This is a genomic window from Tepidimonas sp. (genome assembly GCF_046292505.1).
Lineage (GTDB): Bacteria > Pseudomonadota > Gammaproteobacteria > Burkholderiales > Burkholderiaceae_C > Tepidimonas.
The window spans coordinates 63,065-76,597 of sequence record NZ_JBKBQX010000005.1; the positions used below are offsets into that span (position 1 = coordinate 63,065).

Annotated in this window: 13 protein-coding genes (1 of these 13 running past the window's edge); 7 read left to right on the forward strand and 6 right to left on the reverse strand. The window is 69.6% G+C overall.

The window, feature by feature from the left end; translation table 11 throughout:
- Positions 1 to 26 precede the first annotated feature (26 nt).
- The 4 genes from ACK4TH_RS04115 to ACK4TH_RS04130 all read right to left on the reverse strand — a co-directional run bounded on the left by ACK4TH_RS04115 (position 27) and on the right by ACK4TH_RS04130 (position 5,245).
- Positions 27 to 434, reverse strand: a complete 408-nt coding sequence (locus ACK4TH_RS04115) for a gamma-butyrobetaine hydroxylase-like domain-containing protein (RefSeq protein ID WP_409623091.1) — start codon at positions 432 to 434, stop codon at positions 27 to 29.
- Complete coding sequence (locus tag ACK4TH_RS04120; RefSeq protein ID WP_409623094.1) at positions 431 to 895, reverse strand: HIT family protein; 465 nt, start codon at positions 893 to 895, stop codon at positions 431 to 433. The genes ACK4TH_RS04115 and ACK4TH_RS04120 overlap by 4 nt, the downstream gene beginning before the upstream one ends.
- Positions 892 to 4,800: a DUF3683 domain-containing protein gene (locus ACK4TH_RS04125; protein ID WP_409623097.1), complete on the reverse strand. Its 3,909-nt coding sequence runs from the start codon at positions 4,798 to 4,800 to the stop codon at positions 892 to 894. Before ACK4TH_RS04125 ends, ACK4TH_RS04120 begins: the two co-directional genes overlap by 4 nt.
- Positions 4,801 to 4,936: 136 nt before the next feature.
- Positions 4,937 to 5,245: a hypothetical protein gene (locus ACK4TH_RS04130; protein ID WP_409623100.1), complete on the reverse strand. Its 309-nt coding sequence runs from the start codon at positions 5,243 to 5,245 to the stop codon at positions 4,937 to 4,939.
- Between ACK4TH_RS04130 and hemA the strand changes: the two genes are divergently transcribed.
- From hemA to ACK4TH_RS04155, 5 genes are all read left to right on the forward strand, one after another.
- Positions 5,244 to 6,560: a glutamyl-tRNA reductase gene (hemA, locus tag ACK4TH_RS04135; protein ID WP_409623102.1), complete on the forward strand. Its 1,317-nt coding sequence runs from the start codon at positions 5,244 to 5,246 to the stop codon at positions 6,558 to 6,560. The two genes, ACK4TH_RS04130 and hemA, sit on opposite strands and share 2 nt — an antisense overlap.
- Entirely contained in the window at positions 6,557 to 7,669 is a 1,113-nt protein-coding gene (gene prfA, locus ACK4TH_RS04140) for a peptide chain release factor 1 (protein WP_409623105.1), read from the forward strand. The genes hemA and prfA overlap by 4 nt, the downstream gene beginning before the upstream one ends.
- A 14-nt stretch (positions 7,670 to 7,683) precedes the next feature.
- A complete protein-coding gene (prmC, locus tag ACK4TH_RS04145; RefSeq protein WP_409623108.1) occupies positions 7,684 to 8,607 on the forward strand; it encodes a peptide chain release factor N(5)-glutamine methyltransferase in 924 nt (307 codons plus the stop codon).
- 96 nt (positions 8,608 to 8,703) lie between these two features.
- Positions 8,704 to 9,030: a Grx4 family monothiol glutaredoxin gene (gene grxD / locus ACK4TH_RS04150; RefSeq protein ID WP_409623111.1), complete on the forward strand. Its 327-nt coding sequence runs from the start codon at positions 8,704 to 8,706 to the stop codon at positions 9,028 to 9,030.
- Positions 9,031 to 9,135: 105 nt separating this feature from the next.
- The gene (locus ACK4TH_RS04155) at positions 9,136 to 10,140 is read left to right on the forward strand and encodes an AAA family ATPase (protein WP_409623114.1); all 1,005 of its coding nucleotides are present in this window, start codon (positions 9,136 to 9,138) and stop codon (positions 10,138 to 10,140) included.
- Positions 10,141 to 10,149: 9 nt separating this feature from the next.
- On the opposite strand, the gene ACK4TH_RS04160 is transcribed toward ACK4TH_RS04155, so the two are convergent.
- Positions 10,150 to 10,794: a lytic transglycosylase domain-containing protein gene (locus tag ACK4TH_RS04160; protein ID WP_409623117.1), complete on the reverse strand. Its 645-nt coding sequence runs from the start codon at positions 10,792 to 10,794 to the stop codon at positions 10,150 to 10,152.
- A 2-nt stretch (positions 10,795 to 10,796) separates the two neighbouring features.
- Positions 10,797 to 12,542, reverse strand: coding sequence for a proline--tRNA ligase (locus tag ACK4TH_RS04165; RefSeq protein WP_409623120.1), 1,746 nt, complete (start codon positions 12,540 to 12,542; stop codon positions 10,797 to 10,799).
- A gap of 62 nt (positions 12,543 to 12,604) precedes the next feature.
- Here ACK4TH_RS04165 and ACK4TH_RS04170 point away from each other — a divergent pair, with 62 nt between their 5' ends.
- Positions 12,605 to 13,330, forward strand: a complete 726-nt coding sequence (locus ACK4TH_RS04170; protein ID WP_409623123.1) for an RNA pyrophosphohydrolase — start codon at positions 12,605 to 12,607, stop codon at positions 13,328 to 13,330.
- A 17-nt stretch (positions 13,331 to 13,347) separates the two neighbouring features.
- A protein-coding gene (locus tag ACK4TH_RS04175; protein WP_409623126.1) for a CNP1-like family protein crosses the window boundary here: on the forward strand, positions 13,348 to 13,533 show its 5' end (the start). Its footprint extends 468 nt past the window's final position; the window shows 186 of its 654 coding nt (coding positions 1-186); its start codon is at positions 13,348 to 13,350; its stop codon lies off the right edge, out of view.

Below are 13,533 nucleotides of genomic sequence, written 5' to 3' on the forward strand. Positions count from 1 at the left end.
CAAAGACGCGGGTGCGGTCGCGCCGTTCAGTGACGGCCGCACCCGGCGGCGGCCGGGTCGGGCATCGGCGCGTCGCGGTCCACGCCGGCATCGGCCAGGCGGCGCTCGTAATCCGCCCACAGCTCGGCCTGCCGGCTGCCCAGGAAGTACAAGTACTCCCAGGTGTAGATGCCGCTGTCGTGGCCGTCGGAGAAGGTCGGCTGCACGGCGTAATGGCCCACCGGCTCCAGCGCGACGATCTCGACATGGCGCTTGCCCGTCTGCAGCACCGCCTGGCCGGGGCCGTGGCCCTGCACCTCGGCCGAGGGCGAATAGACGCGCATCAGCTCGAACGGGATACGGAAGCGCGCACCGTCGTCAAAAGCGATCTCGAGCACGCGTGAGGCGCCGTGCACGGTCAACTCGGTGGGATGGGGATGGGGCGCGGAGGTCATCGTGGATTCTCCTGAACGGGGGAGTTCGACAGCGCATCCAACGCCTGCACGACGGCGGCGTCGCACACCGGCAGCCGCTCGTGCAACGCGGCCAGCCGCAACGCGTCGTCGCCGCGCTGCGCTGGCGCCCACACCGGCGCCGGAAAGCGGCTGTCCCAGTCGAAGCGCGCGATCACATGCCAGTGCAGGTGCGGCACGGCGTTGCCGAGGCTCGCCAGGTTGACCTTGGTCGGCGCCAGCGTGGCGCGCAGCGCGCGCTCCACCGCCGTCACGAGGGCCATCGCGCGGGCCTGCTCGGTCGGGGACAGGTCGCTCCACTCGGCCACGTGCGCCGCGGCGATCACGCGGTACCACGCAGGCACCGCCGCCACCTCGGCGCCGAGCGCCCGCACCACGCGCCAGCCTGCTCCGCGCCACAGCAGCAGGCCGCCGTCGTCGCGGCACAGCGGGCAGTCGGTCACACCAGCACCCGCTCGATGCCGCCGGCGTTGGCGCGCGCCACGTAGTCCGGCAGCCAGTTTTCGCCCAGCATCTGGCGCGCGATCTCGACGACGATGTAGTCGGCCTCCAGCAGCCCGTTGGTCAGATCCTCGCCGTAGCGGCTCAGACCCTGCAGGCAGCTCGGGCACGAGGTCAGGATCTTGGTGCGGCCCGGGGCGGTCTGTGCCCCGGTGCGCTGCGCCAATTCGGCCAACTGACGCTCGTTTTTGCGCAGCTCCTGCTCTTTGCGGAAGCGCACCTGGGTCGAGATGTCGGGCCGCGTCACCGCCAGCGTGCCGGACTCGCCGCAGCAGCGATCGCTGGCCACCACCGTCTCGCCCACCAGCGCCTTGACGGTCTTGAGCGGATCCTGCAACTTCATCGGGCTGTGGCAGGGGTCGTGGTAGAGATAAGCCTCCTTGCCCTGCAGCTTCACACCTTTTTCCAGCAGGTATTCGTGGATGTCGATGAGGCGGCAGCCCGGGAAGATCTTGTCGAACTCGTAGCCCTGCAACTGGTCGTAGCAGGTGCCGCAGCTGACCACCACGGTCTTGATGTCGAGGTAGTTCAGCGTGTTGGCCACGCGGTGGAACAGCACGCGGTTGTCGGTGATGATTTTCTCGGCCTTGTCGAACTGGCCGCTGCCGCGCTGCGGGTAGCCGCAGCACAGGTACCCCGGCGGCAGCACGGTCTGCACGCCGACATGCCACAGCATGGCCTGCGTCGCCAGGCCCACCTGGCTGAACAGCCGCTCCGATCCGCAACCCGGGAAGTAGAACACCGCCTCGGCGTCGGCGCTGGTGCGCTGCGGGTCACGGATGATCGGCACGTAGGCCTTGTCCTCGATGTCCAGCAGCGCGCGTGCGGTCTTCTTGGGCAAGTTGCCGGGCATCTTCTTGTTGATGAAGTGGATGACCTGCTCCTTGACCGGCGCCGCGCCGACGGTGGCCGGCGGCGCGCCGGTCTGGCGGCGCGCCAGCCCCTTGAGGGTATCATGGGCCAGCCGCTGCGCTTTGTAGCCCACATCCACCATGGCCGAGCGCATCAGCTTGATGGTCTCGGGGCGGGTGGCATTGAGGAAGGCCATCGCCAGCGCATTGCCCGGGCGGAAGGATTTCTGCCCCATCTTGCGCAGCAGATTGCGCATGGCCATCGAGACGTCCCCGAAGTCAATCTTGACCGGGCAGGGGCTCTCGCACTTGTGGCAGACCGTGCAGTGGTCGGCGACGTCCTCGAACTCCTCCCAGTGCTGGATGGACACGCCGCGGCGCGTCTGCTCCTCGTACAGAAAGGCCTCGATCAGCAGGCTGGTGGCCAGGATTTTGTTGCGCGGGCTGTACAGCAGATTGGCGCGCGGCACATGGGTGGAGCACACCGGCTTGCACTTGCCGCAGCGCAGGCAGTCCTTGATGCTGTCGGCAATGGCGCCGATGTCGCTCTGCTGCATGATGAGCGACTCGTAGCCCATGAGGCCGAAGCTGGGGGTGTAGGCCTGGCTGAGATCGGCGGCGTGCACGTCGGGACCGAGCGCCGCAGCATCGCGCAACAGCTTGCCGCGGTTGAAGCGCCCCTGTGGATCCACGCGGCGCTTGTAGTCGGCAAAGGGCGCGATTTCGTCGTCGCTCAGGTACTCCAGCTTGGTGATGCCAATGCCGTGCTCGCCCGAGATCACCCCGTCCAGGCTGCGCGCCAGCGCCATGATGCGGCCCACGGCCTCGTGCGCGGTCTGCAGCATTGCGTAGTCGTCGCTGTTGACCGGGATGTTGGTGTGCACATTGCCGTCGCCGGCGTGCATGTGCAGCGCCACCCAGACCCGGCCCTTGAGCACGCGGCGATGGATGGCCTCGCACTCGGCCAACAGCGGGGCGAACACGGCCCCGGTGAACAGGTCGCGCAGGGGCTGCCGGATCTGCGTCTTCCAGCTCGCGCGCCAGGTGTGGTCCTGCAACAGCTCGAAGACCGTGCGCCCGCCGTCGGCTGGCACCGTGTCCAGGCCGTCGCACCACGCCTGCCACTGGCTGCGCACATCCCGGATCAGGGCGAGCGCCTGCTCGGTGCGCTCGGCCAGCCACTCGGGGCTCGGCGCATCGTTGGGGTCCTCGGCCTTGCCCAGCGGCAGCGACCCCCGGGCAAAAAAGGCCTCCAGCTCGTCGCACAGGCGGATCTTGTTGCGCAGGCTCAGCTCGATGTTGATGCGCTCGATGCCCAGCGTGTACTCGCCCATGCGCTCCAGCGGGATCACGACGTCTTCGTTGATTTTGAAGGCGTTGGTGTGCCGGCTGATCGCCGCGGTGCGCTTGCGGTCGGCCCAGAATTTTTTGCGCGCCTCGGGGCTGACAGCGGTGAAGCCCTCGCCCGCGCGGGCGTTGGCCAGCCGCACCACTTCGCTGGCGGCGCGGGCCACGGCGTCCGGGTCGTCGCCGACGATGTCGCCAATCAGCACCATCTTGGGCAGGGTGCCGCGTTTGCTCTTGGTGGTGTAGCCCACCGCCTTCAGGTAGCGGTCGTCCAGGTGCTCCAGCCCCGCCAGCAGCGTGCCCGTGCGCCTTTGCTCGGCGAACATGAAGTCCTTGATCTCGACGATCGAGGGCACGGCATCCTTCGGGTTGCCGAAGAACTCCAGGCACACCGTGCGCGTGTGGGCCGGCATGCGGTGCACCACCCAGCGGGCGCTGGTGATGATGCCGTCGCAGCCCTCCTTCTGCACGCCGGGCAGACCACTCAAAAATTTGTCCGTGACGTCCTTGCCCAGGCCGGCCTTGCGGAAGCGCGCGCCGGGGATGTCCAGCCGCTCGGTACGCAGGGGCGTCTTGCCATCGGCGGCAAAGTAGCGCAACTCGAAGCTGGCCACCTCGGCGTCGTGGATCTTGCCCAGGTTGTGACCGATGCGGTGCACCTCCAGCCACTCGGCATCGGGGGTGACCATGCGCCAGCTCGCCAGGTTGTCCAGCGCCGTGCCCCACAGCACCGCCTTCTTGCCCCCGGCGTTCATCGCAATGTTGCCGCCGATGCACGAGGCCTCGGCCGAGGTCGGATCCACCGCGAAGACGAAGCCGGCGCGTTCGGCGGCATCGGCCACGCGCTGGGTGACGACGCCGGCCTCGGTCCAGATGGTCGGCACGGGCTCGTCCAGGCCGGGCAGGCGCACATGCTCGACCTCGGTCATCGACTCCAGCTTTTCGGTGTTGATGACCGCGCTCTTCCACGTCAGCGGCACCGCACCGCCGGTGTAGCCGGTGCCGCCGCCGCGCGGGACGATGGTCAGGCCCAGCTCGATGCAGCCCTGCACCAGCCCGGCCATCTCGGCCTCGGTGTCGGGCGTCAGGACAACGAAGGGATATTCCACGCGCCAATCGGTCGCGTCGGTGACGTGGCTGACGCGGCTCAGGCCGTCGAACTTGATGTTGTCTTTGTGGGTGTGGCGGCGCAGCACCTTGACGACGCGCTGGCGCAAGGCCGCCATGTCGTCGAACGCCTGGGCAAAAGCCTGCACCGCGCGCCGGGCATGGTCCAGCAGTTCGCCGACCAGCGCATCGCGCTGGGCGTCCTCCTGCGGGCGGCGGCGCTTCTCGATCTCGCCCAACCGGTGGTGGAGCGCCTCGATCAGCGCAGCGCGGCGCCTGGGATTGGCCAGCAGATCGTCCTGCAGGTAGGGGTTGCGCTGCACGACCCAGATGTCACCCAGCACCTCGTACAGCATGCGGGCGGAGCGGCCGGTGGCGCGCTCGCGGCGCAGTTGCTCCAGCACCGTCCAGGCGCGCGCACCCAGCAACCGCAGGACGATTTCCCGGTCCGAAAACGAGGTGTAGTTGTACGGAATCTCGCGCAGGCGCGGGGTGTCGGGCTCGGCGTCGAGCAGGGCGTGAAGGGGCGTCGGAGCATTCATGGGCGATAGCGGCTGGCGGACCGCGCGCCGGCAGAGCCCGCTGGGGAGGCGCGGCGGCCGACACGGGGCCCGGATGTTACCGCAGCGCACCACAGCACCACTGGCATCAGGGTCGGCGCCCCGATACCCGTGGGGGTCATCGGCGCCCGGCCCCATCGCGCCAGGCCGCGACCGCACCCATCACCGCCACCAGCGCGGCGTAGGTGGCCATACGACCGTCCCGACCGGACAGCACCAGGCCTGCAATCAACACGGCGGAGCCCCATACCCCCAGCCACACCCCATGCCCCAGCCCGGCGCGCCAACGTGGGCGCGCGCGGCCCCGCCAGGCCAGCGCCGGCGCCAGCAGCGCCGCCAGGCCCCAGGCTGGCGCCACGAGGTTGAGCAAGTGGAAAAGCACGGCCAAGGCGTCCACGAAGCCCAAAATTTTATAATCCGCAACCATGGCAGTCTGGGCGCTCGGCATCAACCACCAAACGGCCCCGCTCGATGTGCGGGGGCGGTTCGCCTTCGCCCTCGACCAAGTGCCCGAGGCGCTGCGGCGGTTTCGCGCGTCGGTGGCGCGCCAGCCCGAAGCCGCGCTGCTGTCCACCTGCAACCGCACCGAGCTGTACTGCGCCGCCGACGAGCCGCTGATCGAGCCGGCCGCGCACTGGCTGGCCGAGACGGCGGGCGTGCCCCCCGAGACGCTGATGCGGCACGCTTATGTGCTGCGCGAGGACGCGGCGGCGCGCCACGCCTTTCGCGTCGCCAGCGGGCTGGACAGCATGGTGCTGGGCGAAGCCCAGATCCTGGGTCAACTCAAGGATGCGGTGCGCGTCGCAGACGAGGCCGGCGCGCTCGGCACCACGCTGCACCAGTTGTTCCAGCGCTCGTTCGCGGTCGCCAAACAGGTGCGCAGCAGTACCGAGATCGGCGCCCACTCCATCAGCATGGCGGCTGCGGCGGTGCGGCTGGCCGGACAATTGTTCGAAGACCTGCGCGACATCCGCATCCTGTTCGTCGGCGCAGGCGAGATGATCGAGCTGGCCGCCACCCACTTCGCAGCGCGCCAGCCACGCGCGATGGTGATCGCCAACCGCACGCTGGAGCGCGGCGAAAAGCTGGCCGCCCGTTTCGGGGCCGAGGTCATGCGCCTGTCCGACCTGCCGACCCGGCTGCACGAGTTCGATGCCGTGGTGAGCTGCACCGCCAGCACCCTGCCCCTGATCGGGCTGGGCATGGTGGAAAGCGCACTCAAGCGTCGCCGCCACCGCCCGATGTTCATGGTCGATTTGGCCGTCCCGCGCGACATCGAGGCCGAGGTCAAGGCCCTCGACGACGTCTACCTCTACACCGTGGACGATCTGGCCGCGGTCGTGCAGACCGGCAAAGACCAGCGCCAGGCCGCCGTCGCCCAGGCCGAGGCCATCATCGACGCCGGCGTGCAGAGCTTCATGCACTGGCTGCGCCAACGCGATCCACACGCCGGCGTGGTCGCGCTGATCCGCGATCTGCAGGCGCAGACCGACGCCTGGCGCGCGGCCGAAATCGCCCGCGCGCGGCGCCTGCTGGCGCGTGGTGAGGATGTGGACACCGTGCTGGAGGCGCTCTCGCGCGGACTGACGCAAAAAATGCTGCACGGTGCGCTGGCCGAACTGCACAGCGGGGATGAAGCGAGTCGGCGCCACACGGCCGAGGTGGTGTCGCGCCTATTCCTGCGCGGACGGCTCGACGCTTCGGCCGAACGCTCCGGCACCGGGCCCGCCCCACGCCCATGAAGCCCTTCGTTCGCGAGACGCTCGAGCGCCTGCGCCTGCGCCTGCACGAGCTGGACGCCCAACTGGCGGCGCCGGACGCGACCACCGACCTGGAACGCTTTCGCGCCCTGACGCGCGAGCACGCCGAGACCGACGCCATCGTCCAGCCCTATCGGCGCTACCTGCAGCGCGAGGCCGATCGGGACAGCGCCCGGCAGCTGGCGGCCGAGGCCCAGCTCAGCGGCGACACGGCCCTGGCCGCGCTGGCCGCGGACGAGGAAGCCGCGGCGCAGGCCGAGCTCGACGCCTTGGCCGCGCAACTGCAGACCCTGCTGCTGCCGCGCGACCCCGACGACGAGCGCAACGCCTTCGTCGAAATCCGCGCCGGCACCGGCGGCGAGGAGGCCGCGCTGTTTGCCGCCGAACTGGCGCGCATGTACGTCCGCGACGCCGAGCGGCAGGGCTGGCGCGCCGAAGTCATCAGCGAATCCCCCAGCGAGCTCGGGGGCAGCAAGGAGGTGGTGCTGCGCATCGTCGGCTGGGGTGCGTATGGGCGGCTGCGCTTCGAGTCCGGCGGACACCGCGTGCAACGGGTGCCGGTCACCGAGTCTCAGGGGCGCATCCACACCAGCGCCTGCACCGTGGCCGTACTGCCCGAGCCGGACGAAGCACAGACGGTCCAGATCAACCCCGCCGACTTGCGCATCGACACCTTCCGCGCCAGCGGCGCCGGCGGCCAGCACGTCAACAAGACCGATTCGGCCGTGCGCATCACCCACCTGCCCACGGGCCTGGTGGCCGAATGCCAGGACGACCGCAGCCAACACCGCAACAAGGCCCGTGCGCTGCAGGTGCTGCTGGCGCGCCTGCAGGAGCGCGAACGCCGCGAGCGCGAGGCCCGCGAGGCCGCCACGCGCAAGGGCCTGATCGGCAGCGGCGACCGCAGCGACCGCATTCGCACCTACAACTTTCCCCAGGGCCGGGTCACGGATCACCGCATCAACCTGACCCTGTACAAGCTGCCCGCCGTGCTCGAGGGGGATTTGGACGATCTGATCCACGGGCTGCAGCTGGCGCACGGCGCGGAGCTGATGGCCGAGCTGGAAGCGCGGGCCACGGGCGCCGCCTGACCCACCGACCGGCCATGGATGCGTCCCCCCACCCCCCACCAGCCCACGGTGCGGATGCACCGACCACCCTGCGCGACGCGCTGCAGGCGGCCCAGGCGCGGGGCATGGACCGGCTGGACGCCCAGTGGCTTCTCCTGCACGCGCTGGGGCGACCGCTGGCAGACCGGGCCTGGCTGCTGGCCCACGACGACGCCCCGTTGGTGCCCGAGGCCGCCGCGCGCTACGCGGCCCTGTGCCAGCGCAGAATCGACGGGGAGCCCCTGGCGTACCTGACCGGTGAGCGTGGCTTCTACGGCCTGACCTTGCGGGTGGACGCGCGCGTGCTGGATCCCCGCCCGGACACCGAAACCCTGGTGGACTGGGCGCTGGCGGTGCTGCCTGCACACGCGGGCGTGCGGGTGGTGGACCTGGGCACCGGCAGCGGTGCCATCGCGCTGGCCCTCCAGCACGCCCGGCCGGATGCGACCGTCTGGGGCCTGGACCAGAGCGCCGACGCCCTGACGGTGGCCGCGGCCAACGGGCGGCGGCTGGGGCTGCCGGTGCGCTGGCTGCAGGGACGCTGGTGGTCAGACTGGCGGCCCTGGCTGGCGGGAGCCCATGACAGCGACGCAACCGATGCCCCCCCATGGCCGGCACGCTTCGACCTGATTGTCGCCAATCCGCCCTATCTGCGCGCCGACGATCCGCACCTGGGCGCCTTGCGGCACGAGCCGATCGGGGCCCTGGTCGGGGGGGCGGATGGGCTGGACGACCTGCGTGCCATCGTCGCCGGCGCCCCTGCGCGGCTGGAACCCGGTGGCTGGCTGCTCCTGGAACATGGCTGGGACCAAGCCGACGCGGTTGCCGCCTTGCTGCAACACGGGGGTTGGCGCGACATCGACCATCGGCGCGACCTGGGCGGCCACCGCCGCTGCACCGGCGGCCGCTGGCCCGGGTGATACCGTCCCCGGTGTGGGCATGGGCGCCCGCGCATCCGCAGGATCGCGGGGACTGGCGATAATCCAAGGTTTCCACCACCTCTTTCGCAGGGACCCATGAGCGACGTACAGCAGCGCATCGACCAACTGGTCAAATCCCACGACCTCGTGCTGTTCATGAAGGGCACGGCGAGTTTTCCGATGTGCGGCTTTTCTGGCCGCGCGGTGCAAATCCTCAAGGCCTGCGGGGTCGATCCCAAGAGCCTCGTCACGGTCAATGTGCTGGAGGACCCCGAAATCCGCCAGGGCATCAAGGAGTACAGCAACTGGCCGACCATTCCGCAGCTCTATGTGCGCGGGGAGTTCGTCGGCGGCTCGGACATCATGATGGAGATGTACGAATCCGGCGAGCTGCAACAGCTCCTCGGGGCATCAAACCAGTAAGGTTGCGCCGGCGGCGCAGATGCGCCATCCGGGATTGCCCGGGTTGGGCCGTTGGCACGGTCCATGCTTCAATGACCGCAGGATTGGTCGTCGAAGGAGAGTGCCATGGAAGCCAGCCCCGTTCCCGCCATCCCCGCCACCCGCGGCCTGCCGATCGCGCGGGTGCGCGACGTCTTCAGCCCCGAGGAAGTCGAACAGCGCCTGCGGCGCCTGAAGGCCCAGGGCAACGATCGCGAACAGGCGACGTTGTGCCAAACCTACGAGCGCATGCTGGAGCGCGGCCCGCAGCGCTTCGCGGTCAAACCCTCTGGCGTGCCCGATCTGGAGCCGCTGTACGAGCAGCTGCCCAACTTCCGCGCCGTGCTCGACGACGTGCGGCGCCATGTCGCACTGGCGCAGGAAAGCAGCGACAGCCTGGAGATCACCCCCCTGTTGCTGCTGGGGCCGCCGGGCGTTGGCAAAACCCACTTCGCCCAACAGCTCGCCGATCTGCTGGCCACCACCATGACCCTGGTGCCCATGAGTTCGATGACCGCCGGCTGGTTGCTGTCGGGTTCGTCGTCGCAATGGAAAGGCGCCAAGCCCGGCAAGGTGTTCGAGGCCGTGGTGGAAGGCAACTACGCCAACCCGGTGCTGGTGGTGGACGAAATCGACAAAGCCAGCGACGCGCAGTATGACCCCCTGGGCGCCCTCTACGGCCTGCTGGAGCCGCAGACGGCGCAGCGCTTCGTGGACGAGTTCGCCGAGGTGCCCATCGATGCCAGCCAGGTCATCTGGATCACCACCGCGAATGACGAGCGGACCATTCCGGACCCCATCCTCAACCGCATGAATGTGTTCGAGATCGCGCCGCCCACGCGCGACGAGGCCCGCGGCATTGCGCGCCAGCTCTACCAGCGGCTGCGCGCTGCACACGACTGGGGCCGACTGTTCGACGAAGAACCCGGCGACGATGTGTTGGACCAACTCGCGGGGCTGGCCCCGCGCGAGATGCGACGCGCCCTCATGACCGGCTTTGGCAACGCCCGACTGGAGCGGCGCGACCGCATCGAGGTGCGGGACTTGCCCGCCGCATCGGGCGCGCGCCCGCGCATCGGTTTTTTGCAGTGAGGGTCTGGCTCACGCCAGACGCCAGCGGCGCTCCGCGGCAAACACCGCGTTCGGGTAGGTCGCGCGGCCGCGGCTGCCGTTGTAGCGCCCCAGGGCCAGAAACAGGTCCCCGCGCTCACGCTGCAGGTAGTGGCGCAGGATCACACAGCCGTAGCGCAAGTTGGTCTGCAGGTGGAACAGCTTGTCCGGGTCCCCGTCGCCGATGACCCGGGTCCAGAACGGCATCACCTGCATGTAACCCCTTGCCCCAGCGGGGGAAATGGCGTATTTGCTAAAAGCGCTTTCGACTTCGATCAGCCCCAGCACCAACGCCGTGTCCAGCCCGGCACGCTTGCTCTCGTACCAAACGGTCTGCAAAAAATCGATGCGCGCCTGTGGTTCCGGCTTGCGGCGGCGCAACTGCCAGCTCGCCCGGCTCAACCAGCGCAGATAGGCCAGCCGCTCCTCGGCCGTCAAAAACTCCGGCTCCGGCGGGTCGAGTTGCTCGACAGCCGCCCGCAGCGCATGGCGCACGGCGTCCGACAGCGGCTCCTCGATCTGCGCGCCCGCCCAGGCCGGCCCGGCGACCACCCAGGCCAGCGCCGGCGCGCCCCACCCCGCCAGGCACCGCAGGCAGCGGCGCCGGTCCAGCGCAGGCCCGCAGGCCGGGTCCATGATCACCCCACGATGCGATCGCGCAACCACCCGACGATGTCGGCCAGCGGCACGGGCGTGGCTGCGGTGTCGCGCCGGTGCTGGTATTCGACCAGACCGTCCTTGAGCCCGCGCTCCCCCAGGGTGATGCGATGTGGCACGCCGATCAGCTCCCAGTCGGCAAACATGGCCCCAGGGCGCTCGCCACGGTCGTCCAGCATCACGTCCACACCCAGCGCAGCCAGTTCATCATGCAGGCGCTCAGCGGCCTGGCGCACGGTGGGGCTGCGGTCCATGCCGATCGGGCAGATCACCACCGTGAACGGCGCGATCGCATCCGGCCAGATGATGCCGCGCTCGTCGTGGTTCTGCTCGATGGCCGCCGCCGGCAGGCGCGTGATGCCGATGCCGTAGCAGCCCATCTCGAACGGCTTGGGCTTGCCGTCTTCGTCGAGGAAGGTGGCGTTCATCGCCCGGCTGTACTTGGTGCCGAGGTAGAACACGTGCCCGACCTCGATGCCGCGCTCGATCGCCAGCACCCCCTGGCCGTCCGGCGACGGGTCGCCGGCGACGACGTTGCGGATGTCGGCCACCAGGTCCGGCTCCGGCAGGTCACGCCCCCAGTTGACGCCGGTCAGGTGGAAGTCCGCCTCGTTGGCACCGCAGATCCAGTCGGCCATCACCGCCACCTCGCGGTCGGCCACCACGGTCACCGGCTTGCGCGTGCCCACCGGCCCCAGATAGCCGGGCCGGCAGCCGAAGTGCTCGACGATCTCGGCCTCGGTGGCGAAGCGCCAGCCCAGCTCCAGCCCGGGCAGCTTGCCGACCTTGACCTCGTTCATGTCGTGGTCGCCGCGCAGCAGCAGCAGCCAGATCCGGGTGGCGACGATCTCGTCGCGCTCGCCCGCCTCGTCGGTGGCCAGCACGATGGACTTGACCGTGCGCGCAAGCGGCACGCCCAGCAGGTCGGCCACCTGCGCGCAGGTGCTCCTGCCCGGCGTGGCGACCTTGGCCAGCGGCTGCGCCGGCGCCGGGCGCGGGCCCGCGGGCGGCAGCGCCTCGGCCTTTTCCAGGTTGGCGGCGTAGTCGCTGGTCGGGCAGTAGACGATGGCGTCCTCGCCGGTGGCGGCGATGACCTGGAACTCCTCGCTCAGGTCGCCGCCGATGGCGCCGCTGTCGGCCGCCACCGCGCGGTAGCGCAGCCCGAAACGGTCGAAGATGCGCCGGTACGCCTGCGCCATGATCTGGTAGCTGCGCTGCGCGCCTGCAGCGTCGCGGTCGAAGCTGTAGGCGTCCTTCATGATGAACTCGCGCCCGCGCATCAGGCCGAAGCGCGGCCGGCGCTCGTCGCGGAACTTGGTCTGGATCTGATAAAAGTTCTTCGGTAACTGCTTGTAGCTGCGCAGTTCCTGCCGGGCGATGTCGGTCACCACCTCTTCGCTGGTGGGCTGCACAACGAAGTCGCGCTCGTGCCGGTCGCGGATGCGCAGCAGCTCCGGCCCCATCTTGTCGAAGCGCCCGGTCTCCTGCCACAGCTCGGCGGGCTGGATGATGGGCATGGTCAGCTCCACCGCGCCGGCACGGTTCATCTCCTCGCGCACGATACGTTCCACCTTCTGGATGACGCGCAGCCCCATGGGCATATAGGTGTAGATGCCGGCACCGAGCTTTTTGATCATGCCGGCGCGCATCATGAGCCGGTGGCTGACGACCTCGGCGTCGGCCGGGGCTTCCTTGAGGGTGGAGATGAAAAATTGGGAGGCTTTCATGGCGACACAAATCTCGACCTGCGATGCATAATCGAGACAGTTTTTGAAAATTGGGGTCGATTATGCTTGACAGAGACGGCTTCAGGCCCAATGTCGGCATCATCCTGCTCAACCAGAAGAACCAGGTGTTCTGGGGCAAGCGCATCCGCACCCACTCCTGGCAGTTTCCGCAAGGCGGCATCGACCGCGGCGAGACCCCGGAACAGGCGATGTACCGGGAGCTGCACGAGGAGATCGGTCTGCGCCCAGAGCATGTGGCGATCATCGCCCGCACACGGGACTGGTTGCGCTACGAGGTGCCGGACCGCTATATCCGCCGTGACGCCCGCGGTCACTACAGGGGACAGAAGCAGATCTGGTTTCTGCTGCGCCTGGTCAGCGGCGACTGGAACCTGAACCTGCGCGCCACCGATCACCCCGAATTCGACGCCTGGCGCTGGAACGACTACTGGGTGCCGCTGGATCTGGTGATCGAGTTCAAGCGCGACGTGTACCAGCGCGCGCTGGAAGAGCTGTCGCGCTACCTGCCGCCCCTGGGCCACACGGGCAGCGGCCGTGACGGCCGCGATATCCGCAACCGCTATCTGCGCGGCAACAACCGGGGCCGCTCGCCCGCCCCCCCGAAGGCGCCCGAGGCGGGCCGACGCCCCCGTGCGCTGCCGGCCCACCTGGCGATGCCCGCCCACCTGGAGCTGCCCCCCGGGGGCAGCTTCGACCCCCAACCGGCCCCGCCTGACGCGGGCCCGCCGGCCGACGGGGCCATTCCGCCCCGTCCCCCATCCCCCTGACCCGGAGCCCCGCGCGCGTGTCCCACCACTCCCCTGCCCCCTCCTCCGCCCTCGCCCCCACCGGATACCGGGTGCGCCCGACCGGCCGACTGCGGCTGGCTGCACTGCTGCTGGGGGTTGCGGCCGCCGGGGCCCAAGCACAACTGCTGACCGACCCCAACCGCGAGTGGCACGAGGCCGATGCGCCGCCGCCCCCGCCGCTG

Excerpts from the sequence above, each read along its gene's own strand:
- ACK4TH_RS04115 (WP_409623091.1), bottom strand. The coding sequence starts at position 434 with ATGACCTCCGCGCCCCATCCCCATCCCACCGAGTTGACCGTGCACGGC.
- ACK4TH_RS04125 (WP_409623097.1), bottom strand. The coding sequence starts at position 4,800 with ATGAATGCTCCGACGCCCCTTCACGCCCTGCTCGACGCCGAGCCCGAC.
- hemA (WP_409623102.1), top strand. The coding sequence starts at position 5,244 with ATGGCAGTCTGGGCGCTCGGCATCAACCACCAAACGGCCCCGCTCGAT.
- ACK4TH_RS04130 (WP_409623100.1), bottom strand. The coding sequence starts at position 5,245 with ATGGTTGCGGATTATAAAATTTTGGGCTTCGTGGACGCCTTGGCCGTG.
- prfA (WP_409623105.1), top strand. The coding sequence starts at position 6,557 with ATGAAGCCCTTCGTTCGCGAGACGCTCGAGCGCCTGCGCCTGCGCCTG.
- prmC (WP_409623108.1), top strand. The coding sequence starts at position 7,684 with ATGGATGCGTCCCCCCACCCCCCACCAGCCCACGGTGCGGATGCACCG.
- grxD (WP_409623111.1), top strand. The coding sequence starts at position 8,704 with ATGAGCGACGTACAGCAGCGCATCGACCAACTGGTCAAATCCCACGAC.
- ACK4TH_RS04155 (WP_409623114.1), top strand. The coding sequence starts at position 9,136 with ATGGAAGCCAGCCCCGTTCCCGCCATCCCCGCCACCCGCGGCCTGCCG.
- ACK4TH_RS04160 (WP_409623117.1), bottom strand. The coding sequence starts at position 10,794 with ATGGACCCGGCCTGCGGGCCTGCGCTGGACCGGCGCCGCTGCCTGCGG.
- ACK4TH_RS04165 (WP_409623120.1), bottom strand. The coding sequence starts at position 12,542 with ATGAAAGCCTCCCAATTTTTCATCTCCACCCTCAAGGAAGCCCCGGCC.
- ACK4TH_RS04170 (WP_409623123.1), top strand. The coding sequence starts at position 12,605 with ATGCTTGACAGAGACGGCTTCAGGCCCAATGTCGGCATCATCCTGCTC.